We start from the raw sequence: 23242 nt of genomic DNA, 5'->3' as shown, positions 1-23242 counted from the left end.
CTTTCTGCCTACCCTACGCGGGGGTGACCTGGCTCATTCGCCTGTCTCAATTGGCATACGGGTCATATTGCCCCACTCGGCCCAAGAGCCGTCGTACACGCGCACGTTTTCCTTGCCCAGCAGGTATTTCAAGGCAAACCAGGTATGCGCGGCGCGTTCGCCGATGTGGCAGTACACAACGGTCTCCTCTGGACCCAGGAAGTCCTTGTAAATCTCCTCCAGCTCCTCCCGGGAGCGGAAGCGGCCGTTCGGGTGTACCGCTTGGCTCCACAGGATGTTCACCGCTCCTGGGATATGGCCGTGGCGCAATACCCCTGAAGAGGGGGAAACTTCGCCTTCGCCCGTAGGCGCGGCAGTGCCTTGGAACTCTGCCGCCTCGCGCACGTCGATAAGCTTGAACTCTTCGAGCTTGGCGCGCAGCTCGTCAACATAGATTCGTGCGCTGGCGTCATTGCGTGTTGGAACGGGGTAATCGGTGCGGGGGAGTTCGGGGACGGCGTAGGAAGTGTCGCGTTCCTCGGCCATCCAGGCGTCGCGGCCGCCGTTGAGGAGGCGGACGTCCTCGTGGCCGAAGAGGTCGAAGATCCACAGGGTGAATGCCGCCCACCAGTTGGACTTGTCGCCGTAGACCACCACTGTGTCGTCGCGGGAGATGCCCTTCTCGCTCATCAGGCGGGCAAAATCTTCGCCCGTGATGTAATCGCGGATCGTGGCGTCGTTGAGATCCTTGAACCAGTCAATGCGCATGGCGCCGGGGATATGGCCGATGTCATACAGCAAGGAGTCCTCATTGGATTCCACCACTTTCAGCCCCGGCGTCCCCAGGCGCGCGCTGAGCCAAGCCGCGGAAACCAGGCGTTCAGGGTGTGCGTATTCCTGGAGCAGCGGATGGGGGTCTAACGGTGCGGGCATGGTGGCTCCTAGAATCGCGGGAACGTGTGGGAGGAAAAGTACGGTTACAGCGTAGCGGCACCCGTGGACACGCGGTGTGGCAACTGACAAAAATCCCATGAGCCGCTGCGAAACTCAGGATTCCCTTAATATCTTGAGCGAGCGTGCCGACGCCCCCTAGGTGGCAGGTGTGGTGGGCAAACGGGGGAGTCACGGAAGCAGGGGGAGAGGGTGTGAGGAGTGGGTGTGGCGTTGATTACTCTCAGGCTTTATTGAGGCAAAAACCATAGTGGTGCCGCGTAGAATTGTTGCCTAGTGAACTCCTGTACACGGGCCACCACATGTTGGGTTTTGTGTGGTTTGTGGCTTCTGTGTGCTTGCCGGTTTGCGCCAAAAAGTTGGTTTTCAAGTTTTCTTCAAGTGTTCGTTGAGCATTTAGTAGAAAATCTGCGAAAACTTCCACTAACAGTTTCCATATGAAAGGGAATACGCACGTGCACAAGAGCATTGTTGTCTTCGAGGTTGAGGGTGGCTCCGACAAGTTCATTGACGGGCACCGCAAGGACACCATGCCCATCGTCAACGCCATCAAGGAAGCTGGCTACCACTCTGAGGTGGTGTACTTCCGCCCCGAGTGGGCTGACACCATCTTCGAGTACGTGTCAAACAACTTCGATGCCTACATTTCCCGCGTGAACCCTGGCAACATTCCAGGCGGTGAAAAGGGCTACTTTGCCCTGCTTACCAAGCTTTCCGAGGCCGGCCTGGTGGGTATGTCCACTCCTGCTGAGATGATGGCATACGGTGCCAAGGACGCACTGGTGAAGCTCAACGACACCGACCTCGTTCCCTCCGACACCGCCGCATACTACGATGTGGAAACCTTCCACAACACCTTCCCAACCTCCATTTCCTACGGCGAGCGCGTGCTCAAGCAGAACCGTGGCTCAACCGGTGAGGGCATCTGGCGCGTGCAGTTGGAAGACAAGGAGCTGGCCGCTTCCGTGGAGCCAGGCACCGCACTTCCGCTGGACACCAAACTGCGCTGCACTGAGGCAGTGGACAACCACACCGAAATCCGCGAGCTCGGCGAGTTCATGGACTTCTGCGACCAGTACATTGTTGGCGACAACGGCATGCTCGTAGACATGCGCTTCATGCCCCGCATCGTTGAGGGCGAGATCCGCATTCTGCTGGTTGGCCCACACCCAGTGTTCGTGGTGCACAAGAAGCCAGCCGCAGGTGGCGACAACTTCTCCGCAACCCTGTTCTCCGGCGCAACCTACACCTACGACAAGCCAGAGCAGTGGCAAGAGCTCGTGGACATGTTCGCTGAGGCCCGCCCAGTGATCGCTGAGAAGCTCGGTGGAGACAACATCCCACTGATCTGGACCGCAGACTTCATGCTCGCTGACGGCGAAAACGGCGAGGACACCTACGTCCTCGGCGAGATCAACTGCTCCTGCGTGGGCTTCACCTCCGAGCTGGACATGGGCATCCAGGAGCTCGTTGCCAAGGAGGCAATCGAGCGCGTGGAGAAGAAGTTCGCCTAAACCACTCCTCACAACTGGGGCCCGAGCTCGTTCGGGTCCCTTTTTTGGTGTTGGTGGGTTAGTGAAAACTGGTCTACTTGCATACACTTTGAGGGGTTAGCCCGCGCCCAACCGGCGTGAGCGTTGCAGCCCACACCTAGTGTGAACAGAGCGAGAAGAAGGCACCCGAAGATTGTGAACAAGTACCGGTACGACCTTGACGGACTTCGGGGTATTGCCATCGCCTTTGTGGTGATCTTTCACGTCTTCGTGGGCAAGGTGTCCGGCGGTGTAGACGTATTCCTGCTGCTTTCCGGCTACTTCTTCCTTGGCTCCCAATTGCGCTACGCCGCCAAACCCCAGGCCAGCGCAAACGTGCTGTGGCCGCTGTGGCGGACCATCCGAAGGCTCGTGCCGGCCCTGGTGCTGGTGCTGGTATGCACCGCGGTGGCGGTGGACCAATTTGCTCCGCAATTAAAGGTGAACAACTTGGGGCCGCAATTGGTGGCCAGCTTGCTGTACTACCAAAACTGGCAACTCGCTGCAGATGGCCAAGCCTACGGTGCTGCGGCGGATTCCGTGAGCCCACTGCAGCACTTGTGGTCCATGTCCGTGCAGGGGCAGTTCTACGCAATGGCCATTGTGTTTGCCGCGCTCATCACGCTGCTGGTGCGGCGTTTGCGCACGCGTGGGCACACCGTGCAGACGATCAAGCACCTGGCCGGTATCCCGCTGCTCATCGCTACCGCCATCTCCTTTGGCTATGCCGCCTACCTGCAGGGTGTGGCGCAGGACCTCAACTACTATTCAACCTGGTCCAGGTTGTGGGAACTCACCTTGGGTGGCGCCCTCGCAGTGTACGCAACCACCGCGCGCACTCCAGCCCCCGTGCGCGTGGCCGCTGGATATGTGGGGCTTGGCATGGTGCTCAGCACCGGTTTCCTATTCGATGGTGCCCAGCAGTTCCCCGGCCCCGCCGCGCTGTACCCGCTGGGTGGGGCGGCGTTGATGATCCTGGGCGGCGGCGCCGGCATGGGCTGGCTGGGTTCCAAACCCATGCGTTGGCTGGGCAACATCGCCTACCCGTTGTACCTGTGGCACTGGCCGCTGCTGATCATCACCCTCGTGGTGCTCGGGCAGCCAGAGCCCACGGTGACTACGGGCCTGTTGGTGGTGGCAGCCTCCGTGGCGCTGGCCTGGCTAAGCCACACGATCATCGAGCAACCCCTGCGCCAGCATGCCCCACGCCCGCAGCGGGGCGAGCAGCGCGTTGCGGCGGCGGCTGCGTCGGTACGCACCGGACTTGGGAAGCTGCGCGCGGCGAGCGGCGTGCTTGTGGCGGCGCTGGCGGCGTCGGTTCTGTGGGTGCCTGCGGCCTGGCAGGCGGAGGCTGAGCAGTTTGCCAACATTCGCCTGGACCCACGCGTGTACCCAGGGGCGATGGCCACGGCGGGTGCACGGGTGCCCAACGTGCCCGCGGAACCGGACCCGTACTTGCTGGTGTCCAGCCTCTCGCCGGCGTGGAGTGACGGCTGCATGGCTGAAGTGGGGGACCCGCCAACACGGATCGCCATTGATGATTTCCCGGTGGAGCACTGCACCTACGGTGACCCGAACGCGGAGTTCACCGTGTATGTGCTGGGTGGTTCGCACGCGGAGCAGTGGATGGCCGCGCTTGATGGGCTGGGCAAAGAGCACGCGTTCAAGGTGATCCCCCTGGTGCGTCAAGGTTGCCCCGCCTACGCGGAGGAATTGGACGGCGTGTTCACGGAAGACTGCACCACTTTTAACGAATTGGTGCTTGAGCGCGTAGCGCAAGACAAGCCGGACTTGGTGATCAGCAACTCCACTCGCCCTCTTCCGGAACGCCTGCGCTTCCAAGACGAGGTGCCGCTCAGCTACCGCACCTTGTGGAACTTCCTAGAGGAGCAGGGCATCGCCTTTGTGGGCCTACGGGACAATCCCTGGTTCATTGAGGAAGGCGGCGCCGGAAAGCTGGTGAGCATTTGCGCTGAAGAAACTGGTGATCCGGTGGCTTGCGGCCAACCCCGCGCGGAGGTCTACAGTGCCGTGGACCCCGCCGCCGCGCTACTGAACAGCGAGACCATGAGGTCCGTGGATACCTCCGCATGGTTTTGTCCAGGCTCCGACTGTCCCGCGGTGATCGGCAACATTTACGTCTACCGCGACGGCAACCACATCTCCGACGACTACGCCCGCTCCACCATGCCGCTGCTGTGGGCGGAAATGGAGCCGGTGTTCCGCGCAGCAGGGCTGGTGGGGGTGTAACCGACCCACGCGTGTGCGGGGGCGGGCCTATGCTGGGCTGCATCGGTAAGACAGCACCCGAGCTCGATCATGGGAACCGGACTGTACTTTTTGGGCTCCCTGGCTGAGCTGCGTGCGAAAGGAGACCCGCAGAAATGAATGCACCACAGGGCGCACCAGATATCAAGGCCTTGCTTGGCAAGGTTCCAACCGGCCTACTCATCGGGGGAGAGTGGGTGGAATCGGCCTCCGGAGACACCTTTGAGGTGCTCAACCCAGCCACTGAGGAAGTGCTGGCAACCTTGGCCTCTGCCGACGCCGACGACGCCCTACGCGCCTTAAGCGCCGCCGCGGACGTACAGGATGAGTGGGCACGCACCGCACCGCGTGAGCGCGCGGAAATCCTGCGCGCGGGCTTCGAGGCGATCGTGGAGCACCGCGATGAATTTGCCACCCTGATGACCCTTGAGATGGGCAAACCACTGGCGGAAAGCGATGCTGAGGTGACCTACGGGGCGGAGTATCTGCGCTGGTTTAGTGAGGAAACAGTGCGGCACTACGGGCGGGTGAGCAGCACTCCTGAGGGCACGCTGCGCATGATTACTCGCTACAAGCCGGTGGGGCCCTGCCTGCTGATCACTCCCTGGAACTTCCCACTTTCCATGGCCACCAGGAAGATTGCTCCGGCGCTTGCGGCGGGCTGCACGATGGTGGTCAAGCCCGCCAAACTCACCCCGTTGACCACGCAGTATTTTGCCAAGATTATGCTTGAAGCCGGGCTGCCGGCGGGTGTGCTCAATGTGGTGTCGGGGAAGTCTGCCTCCGCGATCTCGGAGCCGATTATGGCGGATTCGCGCCTACGCAAAATGTCTTTCACCGGCTCAACGGCAGTGGGCAGAGTGCTGCTGGAATCGGCTGCTCAGAATATCCTGCGCACCTCCATGGAGCTCGGAGGCAACGCCCCGCTCATCGTGTGTGAGGACGCCAACATTGAGGAAGCCGTAGCTGGTGCCGTGGCGGCGAAGATGCGCAACGGCGGGCAGGCCTGTACCTCGGCAAACAGGATTTTTGTTCATGAGGAGGTGGCCCAGGAGTTCACCGAGAAGTTTGTGGCGGAAATTGCTGCCTTCACCGTGGGCAATGGCCTGGACGAGGGGGTGCGCATGGGGCCGCTCATTGAGCCCGCGGCGGTGGAGAAGATGGAAGAGTTTGTGCGCGATGCCACGCGAAAAGGCGCCCACGTTGCCACAGGTGGTGCGCGCATTGAGGGCAAAGGCTACTTCTTTGCCCCAACGGTGCTCACCGGCGTGACCCCGCAAATGCGGGTATTCCAGGAGGAGATCTTTGGCCCGATCGCCCCGGTGCTCACCTACCGCAGCGAGGAGGAGGTGCTGCGCCTTGCAAACACCACCGAATACGGCCTGGCCTCCTACGTGTTCACGGAAAATATAGACCGCCTGTGGCGCATGGCAGATGGCCTGGAGTTCGGCATGATGGGCTTTAATGCTGGCGTGATCTCCAATGCGGCGGCACCTTTTGGTGGCGTGAAGCAATCCGGTTTGGGCCGCGAAGGCTCAGCCGAAGGAATCAACGAGTACACCAGCGTGCAATACCTCGGCCTGCGCGACCCGTACAGCCAACGCCGTTAGTTGTCCAGTAACTCTGCCACGGCCGTGGGGTCGGCGTCAGAGAGCATCTGGCGGCAGCGATCGTATTCGGCTTCGTCGCCAATCAATGCCGAGGCCTTCGCCAGAGCGGCGATTGCCATGAGCACCCCGCGATTTGGCTCGTGGCTTGCCGGAACAGGGCCAAATCCCTTCCAGCCGTTGGCCCGGAGGCGGTCCAAGCTGCGGTGGTAGGCCGTGCGCGCAAAGGCATACGCAACGGCCTTCGCTTCTGCTCCTTCCGCACCTTCAATTGCTGCGGCGGCAGCGATGCGCTCCAAGGCGAGGGTCGCCCAGGCATATGGGCTCGCCGGGGCTTCGAGGACAGTGGCCACCGTTACCTTGCCGCTGTAGTCCTCCGGCAGGTGTACTGGTGGGGGAGCGAGCATGTCATTGACGGTCTTTGGGTTGCTGTGTGCTTGGTTCATGCCCACCATCATGCCATCCATCAATCCCAGGCGGCAGGGGCCTCCCACAACTCGTGGACTTGGTAGCCCAAGGCGTACAGCGCGCGGCGCACCACCGGCAGTGAAAGGCCGATCACGCTGGAGGGATCCCCCTCGATGCGGTCAATGAACCAGCCCCCAATAGCCTCTAGGGTGAACGCGCCTGCACATGGCAGCGGCTCTCCGGTGCGGGCATAGGCCGCGACGTCGGCGTCGGTAGCCTCCGCAAAAAAGACGGTGGTTTGCGAGGTCTCGCTGTGCCTGCCGCGCGGAGTGACGATGCAATGCCCCGTGAGCAGCACTGCCTCCTTGCCTCGCTGCGCGTGCCAGCGCTCGATGGCTTTGTCCACGGTGTGGGGCTTGCCCTGCAGCTCACCGTCTAAGAGCAGCATGGAATCCCCGCCGATCACCACGTCATCCGGATAGTGCGCCGCCACCGCTTGGGCCTTGGCCTCGGCCAGGGCCGCCACAATGTCCTCCGGCGCGGCACCCTGCAAGCGCGCGGCAATGGCCTCCTCATCGACGTCCGCGGGATGCACCACCGGCTCCACCCCCGCCGAACGCAGGATTGATTGCCGGGAAGCGGAGGCTGAAGCAAGAACGACGCGCATAGGGCCCAATTCTAGCTGGGCAGCTCGGCGTCTTGCGTTGGGTAGGAATCTTGAGCACCCACGCCCTGCACGGCATACGCACCCACCCTGTTGGCAAACTCCGCAGCCTCCTTCAGGGAGGCGCCCTGGAGCAGCTTGGCCACGAAACCGCCGGCAAAGGCATCCCCTGCGCCGGTGGTGTCCACGGGCTGCACGTCAAGCGGGGCGATGTGTTCCATGGCTTCGGCAGTAGCCAACAACGCGCCCTTGGAACCCAGGGTGATCACCACGGAGGCGAAACCCTGATCCAGCAGTGCCTGTGCCAACTCATCTGGGGCTTGTGGGGTTGTTGTTGGCTGGTAGGGGGAGCCGAGCTGATCCAGGACCAACTGAGCCTCATGCTCATTGACCATAAGCGGATCAGCCTTGAGCAGCACTTCGCGGTTCACCTCCACCACGGGTGCCAAATTGATGACCACTCGTCCAGTGCTCAATTCCACGGCCTTTTCAATACCCGAGGCCGGGATTTCCCCTTGGAGAAGTAGGATGTCTGCGCCAGCGATGGTGTCTTTCGCCTGGGCCACAAACTCCGCATCCACCGCCGCGTTCGCACCGGGCACCACGATGATTGAGTTTTCTGCGTCCTCGGATACGGAAATGATGGCTAGGCCCGTTGGGCCGGACAGCGTGTGGACGTCCTCCAAACCCACCCCCGCCGCGCGCATGGTGCCGATCGCCGTGGCGGCGTTGGCATCGCTGCCAATTGCCCCCACAAACCGCACCTGTGCTCCCTGCAGCGCCGCAGCTACCGCCTGGTTTGCCCCTTTGCCGCCAGGGCCAACCTCGCCGCCTGAGCCGAGGAGGGTCTCGCCGGGTTGCGGGTGGCGCTGCACTGTGACGCGGAGATCAGCATTGATGGAGCCAACGGTTGCAATGTATCCCATGGAGGTTCCTTTCCCAGGCCGATTAGACGTGTTTCCTAACCAGTCTACTGAGGGCCTAGGACAGGTTTGCCGATGCCCTGTTGATAAAGCTGGTGGGAAGCACCACATTGCGGGCGGGCTTGTGTTCGATGAGCGCGTAGAGCTGCTCAAATGCTTCGCTGGCTATGCACTCTACATGTTGATCCACCACCGCGATTGGGGGGTCAAAGAGATGGAAGAAGGAGATTTCGTCGAAGCCCACCAGAGCAAAGTCCTTGCCCAGGCGGCCTTCCGCCTTGTTGAGCGCCTCCGAGGTGCCAATGGTGGACATTAAGTCAGAGGTCAGCACAGCATTCACCCCCTGGGAGAGCAGGGCAGTGGCGGCCTTTTCGCCTTCATCTACCCGGTAGTTGCCGCACTCCACCAACACCTCAATGCCCAACTCCAGGGCAACTTGCTCCACGGCGCGCAGGCGTGCGCGAGCAGTGGAAGCTGATTCAGGGCCGGAGACAAAGCCGACGCGTGCATGTGGCAGCCCTGCAAGGTGAGTGAGCGCCTCGCGGATGCCGGGGAGGGGGTCAGCGGTGACTGTGGGGACCGCGAACTCGGTTTCCCGGTCCACGGTGATTACCGGCACGCCTGCCTCAATGATGCTGCTCAACGCTTGGTTGCTTTGGGCGTACGGGACCACGATGAGGCCGTCTACCTGCTGGGAGGAGAGCATTTCGATGCTCGCGGCGAGCTGGGACTCATCATCCCCAAGATGGTTCAACAGGATGAAGTAACCCTTTTCATGGGCTGCGCGTTGGATGCCCGCGGCCAAGTTTGCAAAGAAGGGGTTGCGGATATCTGGAACCAGCACGCCAATAATGTTTGAACGCTGTGTGCGCAAAGCTTTTGCCAACGCGTTAGGCCGATAATCCAGTTCTCTTGCCGCCTGGCGGACTACTTCCCGCGTGCGCTCGGGGATCACCGGATTTTCGGATAGCGCGCGGGAGACCGTACTGACAGAGAGACCTGTTTTTTCAGCAATATCCTTCAGCGTGCCGCGTTTCCGCGGCCGAGACTCTGCCATAAAGATTCCATTCCACTAGAGGCTATGGCACATCAATTGGCGCTAAGAGATGTGTGCACGGTGCGTACACGGGGTGAGGGAAACCGCCAATTGAGGTGCATCTTGTTGAGGGGCTGCCTCTGCGATGCCGAAGCGATCCTGCAGAATCGCAGCGCTTCACGGCCGGTGCAGGCTCACCCGCCCCAGCCTGAGCGCGCCGCTCCAACCACTCGGATAAGTATAAACCACTTGAGATCACTGTTTTTCTCTCTCACAAGTGCCGCTGCTGTTTGCCATAATTTTGGATTTTCGGGTGTCCGGTTCCAGTTTTGGGAAAAGTGCGCCGTAAGAGTGGTTTTTGGGCTGCACAGCCTCTCATTGGGGCCTGGGTGGGAAGCAAAATTTCTGGGAATGAAATTGTTTGCAAGATCACCAACGGTGGGGTAACTAGGGCCGGACGCTGCTGGAGACCGCAACACGCACAAGTAAACCCCTCCCCGCCTTGATGTTTGAACTGGCTGGAAGGGGTTTGTGGGTGGGCTTGTGGCGCTCTCTAGTAGAGGCTCATGTTCCGAAATGCAGCAGGGTTGTAGGTGGTGGGGCGCTGGAGGCGCTCCTCCACGCTGCCCCAGAGGTTGCGCTCACGCTCGGGTTCCTGCGCCTGCGCCGCGTTGTTTGCCATGGTGGCAAACAGTGCGGTGAGGGTTGCAACCTGGGTTGGGTCGGGGTTGCCCTTCACCACAGTCAAGAAAGGCTTCTTTGCGGCCTCAGCGGCGCCATCTTGCTGGGCATCCTGTGGCTTTTCAGATGCGGTATCAGACATGGTGTTCCTTTAAGGGTGTATTCGGGCTTGTACGTGAACCTGCTGCTTGAATCTGCAAATCTGCAGTTTACAGTGGAATGTTGCCGTGCTTCTTCGCAGGAACGTTAACCACCTTGCGGTCGAGGAGGCGCAGGCCTTCGATGATCTGGCCACGGGTCTCGGATGGAGGAATAACGGCGTCTACGTAGCCGCGCTCTGCAGCCATGTATGGGTTCACCAGGGTCTCCTCGTATTCCTTCTCGTATTCCTTGGCCACTGCCACAACGTCCTTGCCCTCAGCGGCTGCTGCCTTGAGTTCCTTGCGGTAGATGAAGCCAACGGCGCCGGAAGCGCCCATCACGGCAATCTGTGCGGTGGGCCATGCGAACACCAGGTCCGCGCCCATGTCCTTGGAGCCCATCACGCAGTACGCACCGCCGTAGGACTTGCGGGTGATCACAGTAATCTTGCCAACGGTTGCCTCAGAGTAAGCGTAGAGGAGCTTCGCGCCGCGGCGGATGATGCCGTTGTACTCCTCGGAAGTACCTGGCAGGAAGCCTGGAACGTCCACGAACTCGATGATTGGGATGTTGAAGGCGTCACAGGTACGCACAAAGCGAGCTGCCTTCTCGGATGCTTTGATGTCCAAGCAGCCAGCGAACTCGGTTGGCTGGTTTGCCACGATACCCACAGAACGGCCCTCAACGCGGCCGAAGCCGATGATGATGTTGCCGGCGTAGCCCTCTTGGATCTCGAAGAAGTCGCCGTCGTCCACAACGCGGGTGATGACGTCCTTCATGTCGTAAGGCTGGTTCGGAGAATCTGGGATCAGGGTGTCCAGCTCCAGGTCGGAGTCGTTAATGTTCTCCTTGATGGAACCCACCATGATGTCGGCTGCCTCACGCGGTGCCTCGGCGCGGTTGTTGGAAGGCAGGAAGCCAACCAGGTCACGCACCCAGTCAAGTGCGTCGGCGTCGTCAGCAGCGGTGTAGTGGGAGGTGCCGGAGGTAGCCATGTGGGTGTGTGCACCACCCAGCTCTTCCTGAGTCACTTCCTCGCCGGTCACGGTCTTGATCACGTCTGGGCCGGTGATGAACATCTTGGAGGTCTTGTCCACCATGATGATGAAGTCCGTCAGCGCAGGGGAGTACACGTGGCCGCCTGCACACGCGCCCATGATCAGGGAGATCTGTGGGATCACGCCGGAAGCAAGGGTGTTGCGGTAGAAGATCTTGGAGTACAAGCCAAGGGAGACCACGCCCTCTTGGATGCGGGCGCCGGCGCCCTCATTGATGCCGATCAGTGGAACGCCGGTCTTGATGGCCAGGTCCATGATCTTGACGATCTTTTCACCGTAAACTTCGCCCAACGCGCCACCGAAGACCGCGCCGTCCTGGGAGAACACGCAGACCTTGCGGCCTTCGATGGTGCCGAAACCGGTGACCACACCATCGGTCACTGGGCGCTTGGCGTCCAGGCCGAAGTTCTTGGAGCGGTGACGCGCGAGGGCGTCCACCTCAACAAAGGAGCCGTCATCGAGCAGGTACTCGATGCGCTCGCGGGCGGTCTTCTTCCCTGCCTCATGGGTGCGCTCCACGGCTGCCTGGCCCATTGGGGCCTGGGTCTCAGCGAGGCGGGCGCGAAGATCGGCAAGCTTTCCAGCGGTAGTGGTGAGATCAGGAGCCTGTGCTCCGGTTTCATTCATCGTTGCGGCAGTCATGACTCCATAGTTTATGCGGTGAAGAAAGTTTTTGTGAACGGTTATCCAAGAAACTTTTGGATTGGGAGCTACTTCTCCACCTTTCGGGGGCGAATGGGCGCAGCCCCAGCGGAAAAGTACAGCTTGCAGCCGGTGAGCAGGCACATTCGGCGCAGTATGTGGGGGTGCGCTTGGGGGTGAAACGGTGGGAGTTTTCCCTTCAATTCGGGCCTAGCCAGAGCCTCCCGCGCCCCAGGTGGCAAGCTTTGCAAAAGCCACCCTTTGCAAGACCCCAAAGCGCACCTATATATACGGAATATATGGAAGAAACGCGCGAGCCCGCGCTCCCCACGGTGATGGGTGTGGCGCGGGCGGCGTCGGAAAGCTCAGGATGAGCTCTTACAGCGGAATGTTGCCGTGCTTGCGTGCGGGACGGGCTACATTCTTGTCGCGGTAGAGGCGCAGGTTGCGCGCGAGCTGGCCGCGGGTCTCGGAGGGGAGGATGACGGCGTCGATGAGGCCACGCTCCGCGGCGAGGTAAGGGTTGAGCATGTGGTCCTCGTACTCAGCCTCAAAGACCTTGGCGAGCTCCACGATGTCCTCGCCGCGATCGGCTGCCTCCAGCAGCTCCTTGCGGTGCAGGAATCCGACGGCACCAGCAGCGCCCATCACCGCGATCTGAGCGGTGGGCCATGCCAGGTTGAGGTCGGCGCCCAGGCCCTTGGAGCCCATCACGCAGTACGCGCCGCCGTAAGCCTTGCGCATGGTGACGGTGATCTTGGGGACCGTTGCCTCGCCGTACGCGTAGAGGAGCTTGGCGCCGCGGCGCAGGATGCCCTCGTGCTCCTGACCTGCGCCGGGGAGGAAGCCGGGGACGTCCACGAGCATCACGATGGGGATGTTGAAGGCATCGCAGGTGCGGATGAAGCGGGCGGCCTTTTCAGACGCGTTGATGTCCAAGCAGCCGGCGAGCTGGGTTGGCTGGTTCGCCACGAACCCCACGGATTCGCCCTCGATGCGGCCGAAGGCGATCACCACGTTCTCCGCACGGTCGGCCTGGATCTCCAGGTACTCGCCATCATCGGTGAGGGACTCAATCACTTCACGCACGTCATACGGGGTGGAGGGGGAGTCCGGGATGATGTGGTCCAGCTTGAGATCGTCCGGGGTGAGGTTGGTGTCAATGGAACCCTCCTCACGCTCATAGGGCTCCCGAGGTGCCATGCTGCGATTGTTCGACGGCAGGAAACCCACCAGGTCATGGACAAAGTCCAGGGCATCTTCATCGCTGGACGCGGTGTAATGGCTGTTGCCGGAGGTAGACATGTGTACGGAGGCGCCGCCCAGCTCCTCTTGGGAAATGACCTCGCCGGTGACGGTCTTGATCACTTCTGGGCCGGTGACGAACATCTTGGAGGTCTCATCCACCATCACCACGAAGTCGGTGAGGGCGGGGGAGTAAGCGTTGCCACCGGCGCAGGCGCCCATGATGACGGAGATCTGCGGCACCACCCCGGAGGCGTTGATGTTGTGATAGAAGGTCCGCGCGATGAGGTCCAGGGACACCGCACCGTCTTGGATGCGGGCGCCGGCGCCCTCGTACAGGCCGATCAGGGGGCGGCCGGTGGTGACGGCGAGTTCCATGATCTTGCACATCTTTTCGCCGTACACCTCGCCCAGCGCGCCGCCGAACACGGTGCCGTCCTGGGAGAAGATGCAGACCTCGCGGCCGTCGATGGTGCCCCAGCCGGTGACTACACCGTCGGTCACTGGGCGCTTGTGTTCCATCCCAAATGCGGTGGTGCGGTGGCGTGCGAGCTGGTCGGTCTCAATGAAAGAGCCTTCGTCCAGGAGGTAGTCCAGGCGCTCGCGCGCGGTGAGGCGACCGGCGTTGTGAACGCGGTCAAATGCTTTCTCACCCATCGGTGCGGCGGCTTCCTGGCGCCGCGCCTTGAGGTCAGCGATCTTGCCCGCCGTGGTGTTCACGTTCTTCAGGGCAGCCGCGTCAACAAAAGATGAGGAAATGGTCATGTTTGGGGATTCTAAACAAGGTTTGCCCATGAAAGCTATAGGGGCTTCGGCGTGTCGCGCCTAGGTCTGCTGCAAAGCTGCAGGTCAAAATGGTTTCTGCGGGGAAAAGATTTTTGCTGAACGTGTGCTAACTCACAGGACTTCACGATTTGAGGTGTCAAAGAGAGGGCTTGGGCGGGCTTTCCGACGCCCCCAAGGCCGAAGCGTTCCCAGGGCGGATGGGGCGTGTCTGGGGAGCTAGCTATCATTGGCACCGTGAGTACACATCCAGACGATCGCACAGCCCGACCGCAGCAGGAGTCGGGGAAGGGGCAGAGGCCGGGACAGGGGCCGGGACAGGGGCAGGGGCGCGCCACGAACGCCTACCCGGAGTGGCCAGTTGCGCCGCGCGATGAATACTCGAGCCCCCCAACAAAGGATTCCCGCAACCTGCTGAACGCGAACTACCTGCGGGAACAGCTTGTAGAAAACGGCCCCTACAGCGCCCTTGAGCATTCTCTTTCCACGGGTTCCACCAATACAGACCTGGTAGCCGCTGCGCACAAAGGAGCTGCTGCCTGGACGGTAATGCTCACCGAGCACCAGGAGACCGGCCGCGGGCGCATGGGGCGAAAGTTTGGCGCACCTGCCGGTTCCCAGCTCACCTTGTCCTTTTTGATCCGCCCACCGCATTCAGCCCTGGAACGCATTGGCACGATGGCACTGGCCACTGGCCTTGCCCTGGTGGACGCCCTGCGCCAAGGCCCACTTCCTGGGGCAACGGTAATCGGCGGCAAGGACACTCACGCCGCGGAAGTGGGGTTGAAGTGGCCCAATGATCTGCTTGCCGGAGGGCGCAAACTTTGCGGAATCCTTGCGGAGGCGGTGGACCTTGGGGAAAACCCTGCAGTGGTGATCGGCCTGGGGCTCAACACCTCAATGACGGTGGCGGAACTTCCCGTGGCCCACGCCACCAGCCTGGAACTGGAGGGAATCCCGTATGAACGCAACGAGCTTGCGGTCCGGGTCTTGCTGGCGCTCCACAAGCGCATGACGCAGTGGGAGGCGAATGATCCCAATCTGATGGATGACTACCGCGCCGTCTGCACTTCCATTGGGAAAGACGTGCGAGTCATCCTCCCCGGTGATGAGGAGTTGCTCGGCCGCGTGCTCACCGTCAGTGACGACGGCCTGCTCCATGTCCGCGACTCCCAAGGCGAGGAACACGCCCTGGCGGTAGGCGATGTAGTGCACCTGAGGTTGCAGTAGATGGCACAGCAACGCAAAGAACGCCTGTTGGTGGACGTAAGCACCCCGCTGGGCAGCCACCTCCAGGAGGTTGCCGAGCTGGTGGTATATACGGGGTTGGCCTGGGCTTTCATCGGCTATCTGGATTCGGGAACAGCGCCGGCGTTTCTTGCCGCAACTCCCACGCTGCGAAATGCGGTGGTGTGGATCTGGGTGGCACTCGTGGTACTGCGTTTCCTGCTGCCAGTGCTGAGCTCAAGACGACGCCGCATCAAGGTCACAGACCAGCGGCTGAGCCTGCGCGGCCGGGGTATCAGGGGAAGGAAAGAGGATATCCCGCTTGAACAAATCCTTGAAGTTGGGCGTCACCGGAACACCCTTCACCTGGTGCTGGTGGGATGGGATCGCCCCTACCTCATTCCTAATGTGCCCAAAGCAAAACGGGTTCAGGCGGTGCTCAGTGGAGCTCGGGAGCGCGCCTTTGCCGAATTGGCGGCGCAGCGCTACGCCCAGTCACACAGCTACGCCCAGTCCCACAGTGCTGCCGCGCTGGGACCTGCTGGGATGGGCGGCTAGCTGCGTCGGCACGCGGTGTGTGAGTGAGGGGAAGCGCAACGTATAGTGGGAACGTGGCTGAACAGACTTCCTCTCCTCATCCTTCCCACGCGCAGGGCATGCCAATTGTTGCCGTGATTGGCGATGGGCAATTGGCCCGCATGATGCACACCGAAGCCATCGAGCTTGGGCTCTCGGTCCGCCTGCTCGCGGGCGCGCCCGATGCATCTGCGGCGCAGGTGACCTCCGACGTGCTGTACGGGGACTACACCAACCTTGAAGATCTCCAGCGCGCAGCCCAGGGGGCCAGCGCGTTCACCTTTGATCACGAGCATGTGCCAAACGAACACCTCGAGGTGCTGATCGCCCAGGGGATCAACGTGCAGCCGCAGCCGGCCGCGCTGGTGAACGCGCAGGACAAGTTGGTGATGCGTGAGCGTTTGGCGGCACTCGGTGCGCCGGTTCCCACCTTCGCCGCCATTGATTCTGTGGAGGATGCGCGCCAGTTCTTTGCGCTCACGGACGGGGCAGTGTGCTTGAAGGCTCGCCGTGGCGGCTACGACGGCAACGGCGTATGGTTCCCGGAAAGCGAAGCCGAGCTCGTGGAAAAAGTTACCGAGCTGCTAGGCCGCGGTGTGCCGTTGATGGCGGAGCGGAAGGTCCGTTTGGTGCGAGAACTCTCCGCGATGGTCGCGCGCACCCCGAGTGGGCAGACCGTGGCGTGGCCGGTGGTGGAGTCGGTGCAAACCGGCGGGATCTGCACCGAGGCGGTGGCGCCCGCCCCCAACCTCCCGGAGGCACTCATGCTTGAGGCTCGGGACCTGGCCCAGCGTATTGCCACCGAACTTGGCGTCACTGGCGCGCTTGCAGTGGAACTGTTTGAAACTGAAGGCGAGCACGGGCAGCCCGAGATTTGGGTGAACGAGCTTGCCATGCGCCCGCACAACACCGGGCACTGGACCCAGGACGGCTGTGTGACCAGCCAGTTTGAGCAGCACCTCCGCGCGGTGCTGGACTGGCCCCTCGGCTCCACGGAGATGCTCGCTCCAGTCACCGTGATGGCCAACGTGCTTGGTGCGCCTGAGGACCCAGACATGCCGATGCCGCAACGCATGCAAAAAGTGTGGGAAAAGTACCCCAACGCCAAGATTCACCTCTACGGCAAAACCCACCGCGCAGGGCGCAAGATCGGGCATGTCAACATGGTTGGCCAAGACGCAGACACTGTGCGTGCCGAAGCCCGCGACGCCGCGCACTTCCTGGTGCACGCCAAGTGGCAGGACTAGGACTACCACACCATCCATCAGTTAGTTTCTGGAAGGAAGCGATGAACGCAGCAAACAACGGCCCCTTGGTTGGCCTCATCATGGGTTCGGACTCCGATTGGCCCACCGTGGAACCCGCGGCAGAAGTCCTGGCGGAGTTCGGCATCCCCTTTGAGGTGGGCGTGGTTTCCGCACACCGCACGCCGGAAAAGATGCTCTCCTACGCACAAAGTGCGCACACCCGCGGCCTCAAGGCGATCATTGCTTGCGCCGGCGGTGCCGCTCACCTTCCCGGCATGGTGGCTGCGGCAACCCCACTTCCCGTGATCGGTGTACCGCGTGCTCTGAAAGAGCTCGACGGCATGGACTCTCTGCTCTCCATCGTGCAAATGCCAGGTGGCGTTCCCGTTGCAACCGTGTCCATCGGTGGTGCCAAGAATGCCGGCCTGCTCGCCGTGCGAATTCTTTCCGCTGGTGATGCCACCCTGGTGCAAAAGATGGTGGACTACCAAGAAACGATGCGCAAGGAAGTAGAGGCCAAAGACGAGGCCCTTCGCAACAAACTGCTGGGGGAGTAGCAGGCAACGCTGCCCACGGGTCACAGGGTGAAAAGCTAGCGGTTCAACTCCCCGCTACCGGTATCGGAACCGGTATTGGGGCTTTTCCACGCCCGCCACAGCGCCACCGTTGCGATCACCAACACCAGCGCGAGGAGCGCGGGCCACAGGGCGGGCTCAGGCTGCAACAGATTCATGGTTGCCTGAACCACGGACATAAACGCGAAAAACGCTACGAACCCTAAGATGGCGTCTTTCACCAGGGACTCACGCTGCTGCTGAGGCCCCGAGGGTGTAGGCCCCGAGGGTGCCGGTGCTGGTTTAGGTGTTGGGTTTGGGTCAGGATGGTGTTCGGCGGGGTCCATGGCACTCATGGGCACCATCGTAATCAAAGCCCGTAATCAAAGCCCGAAACCGCCGAAACTCCTCTGAGCCCGCCCCGTGCTCACGGCAGCGCTCACTCCCAGCGCTCACAGCAGCGCTCACTCCCCGCGGCGCGCAGCCATGCGGGCTAGGACTTCACGCCGCCCGCGGTCAGGCCAGAGACGATGCGCCGCTGGAAGATGAGGACCATGATGATGAGGGGGATTGTCACCAATGCGCCCGCCGCCATCGTGGCTGCGTAGGGGTATTCAAAGGAACTCGGGCCACTGAAGCGGGCAATTGCAACCGTGACCGGCTCGGTGGCGGTTGTGGAAAGCTGCCGGGCCAGCATGAACTCGTTCCAGGTAGCGATGAACGCCAGAATCGCGGTGGTAAACAGCGCCGGCGCGGCAAGTGGCAGCAGCACCAGACGGAACGCCTGGCCCCTGGTGGCGCCGTCCACGCGGGCTGCCTCCTCAAGCTCCCAAGGCAGTTGCCGGAAGAAGGACACCAAGGTGTAAATGGTCAGCGGCAGCGCAAAGGAAATGTTCGGGATGATCAGCGCACGGTAGGTGCCAATCCACCCGAGGTCACCGAACAGCTGGAACAGCGGCGTCACCAGCGCAATTCCTGGGAACATGGAGGCTGCCAGGATGATGCCGGTAACAAAACCCTTGCCGCGGAACTCCATCCGCGCCAGCGCGTACGCGGTGAACACACCAACCAGCACCGCAATAGTGGTGGTGGCAAGGCCAATGATCAGCGAATTCGCGATGGCCTGCAGGAAGTTGTTTCCCTTATCCGTGGCCATCGCGTCACGGAAGTTCTCCAGGGTTACATGGGTGGGCCACAGCGTGGTGTCAAACGTGTAGGCCTTGTCCCGTAGCGCGGTGATCACCATCCAATAGAACGGGGCAAGGCCCCACACCATGATCAGCACCACGCCGAGGTAGTTTGCAATACTGCTGCGCAGTTTCGAGCTCATCGCCGTCACCGTGCCCCTTCTGCTTGCGGAAGGGAGGAACGCTGCCGACGTCGCCACGCCTTCTTTTCCTCACGGCGCTGCCGCGAGCCTGAGACATCAGCGCCCAGGAATCGGATCATGATAAAGGCCACGGCGAAGATCAGTAGGAAGATCAGGGTGGACAAAGCCGAGGCGGAGTTGAAGTTGTTTTGGCGCATGTCCTCCACCACGAGCTGGGAAATGGTGGCCGTGGGGGAGTTGGAGGAGGAGGAAATCATGATGACCGGGAGGTCATACATGCGCAGGGCGTCTAGGGTGCGGAACAGGATCGCCACCATCAACGCGGGCTTGACCAGCGGCATTGTGATGAGGCGGAACTGCTGCAGGGTGGAGGCACCGTCCACGCGGGCGGCCTCGTACACATCCTTGGGGATCATTTGCAGGCCAGCCAGGATGAGTAGCGCCATGAATGGGGTGGTCTTCCAGACGTCGGCAATCACCACGGCGAAGCGCGCCGCCCAGGGGTCGGTGGTCCAGCGGATCGGCTCACCCAGCAGGGAGTTGATGATTCCGCGGTCAGCAAAGATGAATTGCCAGAGCTTTGCCGTCACCGCGGTGGGGATCGCCCAAGGGATCAGCACGGAGGCGCGCAGCAGGGCGCGGCCGCGGAACTCACGGTTCATCACCAGCGCCATCGCCATACCCAGCACAATCTCCAGGCTCACGGTGACCACAGTGAAGAACACGGTGTTGCCCATCGCCGGCCAGAAGTCGGTGGACAGCACGCCCGGAGGGCAGGTGCCGACGGTACCCGATGGCGTCATACACCGTTGGGTAAGCCAGTACAGGTAGTGCTGCAAACCGGCGAACCCGCCCTCGGTGAACATGCCCGTGGTGGGGTCTAGGCCCTTGTTTGCTTTGAAGGAGAGGTAGATGGCGCGCACAATCGGGTAGCCAATGACCACTGCCAGCACCGCAAGCGCTGGGGTGATGAGCAGGGCGGCGTTGCGAGCCTGCTTTCGCCGAGCGTGTACGGCGGACTTCCTGGCCGATTGTGCGGCGAGTTGTTCGGCTGAGTGCGCCATCTTGATTCCTTACGTGTTGTGCCCACCGAACAGCCGCAACGCCCCAGCAAGTGTGGGGCGTGGCGACGTCGGTACGGATTCCTGCTGCTTCCTACTGCAGTGTTCCCAAGCGTTGGGCCTATCCTGCGGCGTTTTGGATGGCTGCCTTCATGTCTGCGGTGGCGTCGTCTACAGACTTGGTGCCGTTGATCGCAGCGTAGGCGTTATCCTGCACAGCCTTGGAAATTGCAGGGTAGAAGGGGCTCACTGGGCGAGGTACCGCGTTCTCCAGGGAGGTCTTCAGCGCAGGCAGGTAAGGGTACTTCTCTACCAGGGTTTCGTCATCGTAGATGGAGGCGAGCACTGGCGGGAAAGAGTTGTCCGCGAACCAGGTCTGGTTCTCCTCGTTCACGATGAACTCAATGAAGTCACGTGCCGTGGCCTTGTAGGGGGAGTTGATGTTGATGCCGTTGTTGTAGCCACCCAGGGTGGAAACGCCCACACCGTTTTGACCAACCAGTGGTGTGACCTCAAAGTTGTCCTTCACCGCGGAAGAATCCTCGCCGGCGTTGGTAAACATGTACGGCCAGTTGATGGCGTATGCGGTCTCGCCACCCACGAAGGCAAGGTTGGTTTCCTCCTCAGTTGCTGAGGTGGAGGATGCAGAGATGGTGCCGTCGGAGTACGCATCCACCAGGGCCTGCAGGCCGGCCTTCGCCTCAGCGGAGTCCACGGCAGGCGTGCCGGAGTCATCGAGGATGTGACCGCCGAAGCCCTCAATGAAGCCAGCGGTGTTCACGGTGAGGCCCTCGTACTGCTTCAGCTGCAGGGTGAGGCAGTCCACGTTGGCTGCTTCTGCGGCGTCACAGCTTGCCACCAGGGCATTCCAGTCCGCAGGTGCCTCCGGGATGATGGCGGTGTTGCGGAAGAGCAACTGACCGTTGGTGTTTTGCGGCAGCGCGTAGAGGGTGCCGTTGTAGGTGGCGGAATCCACGGTGGGCTGCAGCAGCTGAGAGGTGTCCACGGCAAGGTCACCGGTGAGTGGAGCAAGCCACTGGTTGGCGGCAAAGTCGGCGGTCCAAACCACGTCCAGGGCCATCACGTCATAGTCTGCGTTTCCTGCTTGCAGGGACTGCACCAGTGTTTCGCGCTGGTCATCGGCCTCGCCGGCGAGCTCGTGGAGAGTCACCTGCTCATCTGGGTGCTCCTCATTCCAGCGCTCAATCACGGGAATTAGCTTGTCCGTATCATTCTTGCCCATAGCAAAGGTGATTGGGCCGCGGTCCGAGGCGCCTTCGCTAGCCTGGCTGGCATCCGCGCTGCCCCCACTCTGGGAGGAGCTATCGCTGGAACAACCGGCGAGCGCGAGCGCGCCAATCATCAAAGAGGCCGCAATCTTCTTCACACTGAAAACGTGTGATGAAGATGCAGTTGAGTTGCTGAAGAAAAGCGGGCGGGTACGCATCTGGACGTGGGCCTTTCTCTAGGGGACCAAAGGTGGGCGCACAAAGCTGTGCGCCGTGCTGCGCGCATGCGCTTCTGGGACGTGCACAGTTTTGGGACGTGCACGGTGCAGTATCTGCAGTATCTACCGCGCAGTGTGCACCTAAACCTAGTGACCTAAAACGCAATCGGGTAGCCCTTGTGACTTGAGTTACCCACAAATGGGGGCGCTTAAGAAGCGGTGTGGGTGACTTTTTCCGATTCCCCAATGTGTGCCAGCCGCTGCGCGCTCACCAAGCCGGACACCACCACGGCCGAGCCACCCGCCGCGATTGGGCTCAGAACTTGGGCAAACAGCTCCTCAATACTGTTCCATCCCGTGGAAAGCACCCTTGGTGCGGGCCCCCAGGCAGATGCTGGCACGAGCTCGCGCAGGTGAGGGGTGGGCTCAAAGAATTGGTCCCCAAACATTCGCACGGTGGGCCCAAAATCAATGAAGCCATCGGGGAGTTGCCCGCCGGTCTCCGTCACCCCACGTCCGAAGGGATCCTCGCTTACCACCACGACGTCACTTTCCTCATGGATCTGCTCATGTTCTGGTGCAACAAACCACACCGCAACACCCGAAGGATCTTCAAGCTCACCGGGGCTTTTCACATTCACCCCAGCAGCCAGCGCCCCGAGCACAATTGCCACGGCCTGCCAGGTGGAGGGGAGGTCCAGTACCACGGTGTCCCCGGGGTCGAGGTCCAACTCGTCGCGGAACATGTTCGCCACCTTGGCGGCCCAGTTGTCCAGGGTCGTTGCGGAAAAATCGAGCCTGGCTCCGGTGCGCTCGTTATAAGTGCTCAAGCGCGGGGCGGCGGGGTCCTGTGCCAAAAGTTCAGCGAGGAGTTCCATGCCCGCCCATTGTAGGCGCGCTCATTCCTTTGCGCCGGAAGGCTCAGCATTGCCGACGAGCCCAAGGTCCCACATGCTCACACGAGCGGGGCCTGTGGCGGGAGGGAGCGAGAGGCTATTGTTACTATTTCCAGGGCGAAATAGTTTACCGGTCACCGAGCGCCGCAGCGAACCAGGTCTGGGGTGGGACTCGCGACAAAATGGGCACCCCCTCATCAACATCCTTCCGCCGTTAACGCGACCGCCTCTCTTCCAATGGCGCGGGAAGTACCTTGAACCTCTAGCGCTACTCCCCGCATCCCTCTAACAACTCCTTTGCATAACCATCAGCTAGGAGAACACCCTTAGGTAACCGTCGACTCACCGAGCGGTTACCTAAGGAGATCGACGTATTTCGACCGCGCCTTCATTGCGTGAATCAGTAATTCGTCTCCGTCGGAGGCGACAACCACGACAGTTTCCAAAAGACGGGCGTGGGTGTCGAATCCGAGGCGCAGCTCACGCCATTGCGCGGGATCATCATCAAGGGGTGCGACCCATGTCGGAAATGAAGCGGCATGGATGCTGGCTTCCTCACTGATGCCGTGCTTGATGGCGGAGGCCGCCACCCTCATGCCGCGGTGAGAGCGGTGATCGCCTGGCGCATAAGCTCCGAACGCGACAGATGCTTTTCAGCGGCGATCCTGTCAAGCAACTCCAGCTCCTCCGGGGTGAGACGAACCGTAACCACCTGGGAAGCTTCGGCGCCACGCCCCGGACGCCCCCGCCCGCGCTTCTTCAGCGCATCGACGTCATAGCCATCCTCCGCCTCGGCAACCCAGGCGTTTAACTGCTTCTCGGTGATATTAACAGGCATGCAATTATCGTATTACGGAATTGGGGGCATGTCGAGCCCCCCACCCAATCTCTTAAATGAAGCTCCCGATAACACACGTGTAAACCATTGCTCTCTTGTCCAAGAAAAAATAACATCACACTGCCCAGGGGGCATTTCAGAGAGAATG

Annotated in this window: 22 protein-coding genes and 1 pseudogene; 7 read left to right on the top strand and 16 right to left on the bottom strand. The window is 61.4% G+C overall.

The features are described from left to right. Positions 1-33: 33 nt before the first annotated feature. Positions 34-912, bottom strand: a complete 879-nt coding sequence (locus tag NQ018_RS05115; RefSeq protein WP_257059086.1) for a sulfurtransferase — start codon at positions 910-912, stop codon at positions 34-36. A 473-nt stretch (positions 913-1385) separates the two neighbouring features. Between NQ018_RS05115 and NQ018_RS05110 the strand changes: the two genes are divergently transcribed. From NQ018_RS05110 to NQ018_RS05100, 3 genes are all read left to right on the top strand, one after another. Further along, positions 1386-2444, top strand: coding sequence for a Cj0069 family protein (locus tag NQ018_RS05110; protein WP_257037818.1), 1059 nt, complete (start codon positions 1386-1388; stop codon positions 2442-2444). A 174-nt stretch (positions 2445-2618) separates the two neighbouring features. Next, positions 2619-4712: an acyltransferase family protein gene (locus tag NQ018_RS05105; protein WP_257059082.1), complete on the top strand. Its 2094-nt coding sequence runs from the start codon at positions 2619-2621 to the stop codon at positions 4710-4712. Between the two features lie 134 nt (positions 4713-4846). Continuing rightward, positions 4847-6340, top strand: coding sequence for an NAD-dependent succinate-semialdehyde dehydrogenase (locus NQ018_RS05100; protein WP_257059078.1), 1494 nt, complete (start codon positions 4847-4849; stop codon positions 6338-6340). Here the strand turns inward: NQ018_RS05100 and NQ018_RS05095 are convergent. From NQ018_RS05095 to NQ018_RS05065, 8 genes and pseudogenes are all read right to left on the bottom strand, one after another. Then, positions 6337-6783 carry a DUF3151 domain-containing protein gene (locus tag NQ018_RS05095; protein WP_257059075.1) on the bottom strand — a complete coding sequence of 149 codons (447 nt, stop codon included), beginning with the start codon at positions 6781-6783 and terminating at the stop codon, positions 6337-6339. The two genes, NQ018_RS05100 and NQ018_RS05095, sit on opposite strands and share 4 nt — an antisense overlap. A gap of 20 nt (positions 6784-6803) precedes the next feature. Next, positions 6804-7412, bottom strand: a complete 609-nt coding sequence (locus NQ018_RS05090; protein ID WP_257059073.1) for a Maf family protein — start codon at positions 7410-7412, stop codon at positions 6804-6806. Between the two features lie 11 nt (positions 7413-7423). Next, the gene (locus tag NQ018_RS05085) at positions 7424-8335 is read right to left on the bottom strand and encodes a ribokinase (RefSeq protein WP_257059071.1); all 912 of its coding nucleotides are present in this window, start codon (positions 8333-8335) and stop codon (positions 7424-7426) included. 55 nt (positions 8336-8390) lie between these two features. Continuing rightward, entirely contained in the window at positions 8391-9176 is a 786-nt protein-coding gene (locus NQ018_RS05080) for a substrate-binding domain-containing protein (protein ID WP_257059069.1), read from the bottom strand. Between the two features lie 57 nt (positions 9177-9233). After that, a pseudogene (locus NQ018_RS11600) lies at positions 9234-9389 on the bottom strand (LacI family DNA-binding transcriptional regulator); the annotation flags it as partial. 532 nt (positions 9390-9921) lie between these two features. Continuing rightward, positions 9922-10191 (bottom strand): acyl-CoA carboxylase subunit epsilon, encoded by a 270-nt coding sequence (locus NQ018_RS05075; RefSeq protein WP_257059067.1) that lies wholly within the window; start codon positions 10189-10191, stop codon positions 9922-9924. Between the two features lie 67 nt (positions 10192-10258). Then, positions 10259-11890: an acyl-CoA carboxylase subunit beta gene (locus NQ018_RS05070; RefSeq protein WP_257037810.1), complete on the bottom strand. Its 1632-nt coding sequence runs from the start codon at positions 11888-11890 to the stop codon at positions 10259-10261. 378 nt (positions 11891-12268) lie between these two features. Next, a complete protein-coding gene (locus tag NQ018_RS05065) occupies positions 12269-13900 on the bottom strand; it encodes an acyl-CoA carboxylase subunit beta (protein WP_257059065.1) in 1632 nt (543 codons plus the stop codon). A gap of 429 nt (positions 13901-14329) precedes the next feature. Between NQ018_RS05065 and NQ018_RS05060 the strand changes: the two genes are divergently transcribed. The 4 genes from NQ018_RS05060 to purE are packed head-to-tail and all read left to right on the top strand — an operon-like array spanning position 14330 to position 17525. Beyond that, positions 14330-15148 (top strand): biotin--[acetyl-CoA-carboxylase] ligase, encoded by an 819-nt coding sequence (locus tag NQ018_RS05060; protein ID WP_257059200.1) that lies wholly within the window; start codon positions 14330-14332, stop codon positions 15146-15148. Continuing rightward, on the top strand, positions 15149-15703 hold the full coding sequence (locus NQ018_RS05055; RefSeq protein WP_257059064.1) for a hypothetical protein: 555 nt from the start codon (positions 15149-15151) through the stop codon (positions 15701-15703). It begins immediately after the preceding gene. Between the two features lie 53 nt (positions 15704-15756). Next, on the top strand, positions 15757-16968 hold the full coding sequence (locus NQ018_RS05050; RefSeq protein ID WP_257059061.1) for a 5-(carboxyamino)imidazole ribonucleotide synthase: 1212 nt from the start codon (positions 15757-15759) through the stop codon (positions 16966-16968). Between the two features lie 41 nt (positions 16969-17009). After that, the gene (purE, locus tag NQ018_RS05045; protein WP_257059058.1) at positions 17010-17525 is read left to right on the top strand and encodes a 5-(carboxyamino)imidazole ribonucleotide mutase; all 516 of its coding nucleotides are present in this window, start codon (positions 17010-17012) and stop codon (positions 17523-17525) included. Positions 17526-17560: 35 nt separating this feature from the next. Here the strand turns inward: purE and NQ018_RS05040 are convergent, their stop codons facing one another. The 7 genes from NQ018_RS05040 to NQ018_RS05010 form a co-directional block, all read right to left on the bottom strand. Beyond that, complete coding sequence (locus NQ018_RS05040; RefSeq protein WP_257059197.1) at positions 17561-17767, bottom strand: hypothetical protein; 207 nt, start codon at positions 17765-17767, stop codon at positions 17561-17563. 248 nt (positions 17768-18015) lie between these two features. Further along, a complete protein-coding gene (locus tag NQ018_RS05035) occupies positions 18016-18852 on the bottom strand; it encodes a carbohydrate ABC transporter permease (RefSeq protein WP_257037805.1) in 837 nt (278 codons plus the stop codon). A gap of 5 nt (positions 18853-18857) precedes the next feature. Further along, a complete protein-coding gene (locus NQ018_RS05030; RefSeq protein WP_257037804.1) occupies positions 18858-19916 on the bottom strand; it encodes a carbohydrate ABC transporter permease in 1059 nt (352 codons plus the stop codon). A 118-nt stretch (positions 19917-20034) separates the two neighbouring features. Beyond that, positions 20035-21276, bottom strand: a complete 1242-nt coding sequence (locus tag NQ018_RS05025; protein WP_257059195.1) for an ABC transporter substrate-binding protein — start codon at positions 21274-21276, stop codon at positions 20035-20037. 293 nt (positions 21277-21569) lie between these two features. Continuing rightward, positions 21570-22238, bottom strand: a complete 669-nt coding sequence (locus tag NQ018_RS05020; RefSeq protein ID WP_257059056.1) for a TIGR03089 family protein — start codon at positions 22236-22238, stop codon at positions 21570-21572. 371 nt (positions 22239-22609) lie between these two features. Next, positions 22610-22852, bottom strand: a complete 243-nt coding sequence (locus NQ018_RS05015) for a toxin (protein WP_257059054.1) — start codon at positions 22850-22852, stop codon at positions 22610-22612. After that, positions 22849-23094 carry a ribbon-helix-helix domain-containing protein gene (locus NQ018_RS05010; protein WP_257059052.1) on the bottom strand — a complete coding sequence of 82 codons (246 nt, stop codon included), beginning with the start codon at positions 23092-23094 and terminating at the stop codon, positions 22849-22851. The genes NQ018_RS05015 and NQ018_RS05010 overlap by 4 nt, the downstream gene beginning before the upstream one ends. Positions 23095-23242 lie beyond the last annotated feature (148 nt).

This window comes from Corynebacterium kozikiae (genome assembly GCF_024580965.1).
Classification (GTDB): Bacteria; Actinomycetota; Actinomycetes; order Mycobacteriales; family Mycobacteriaceae; genus Corynebacterium; species Corynebacterium kozikiae.
Note: the sequence above shows the minus strand (reverse complement) of the source record. Positions and strands in the feature narration are given on the sequence as shown.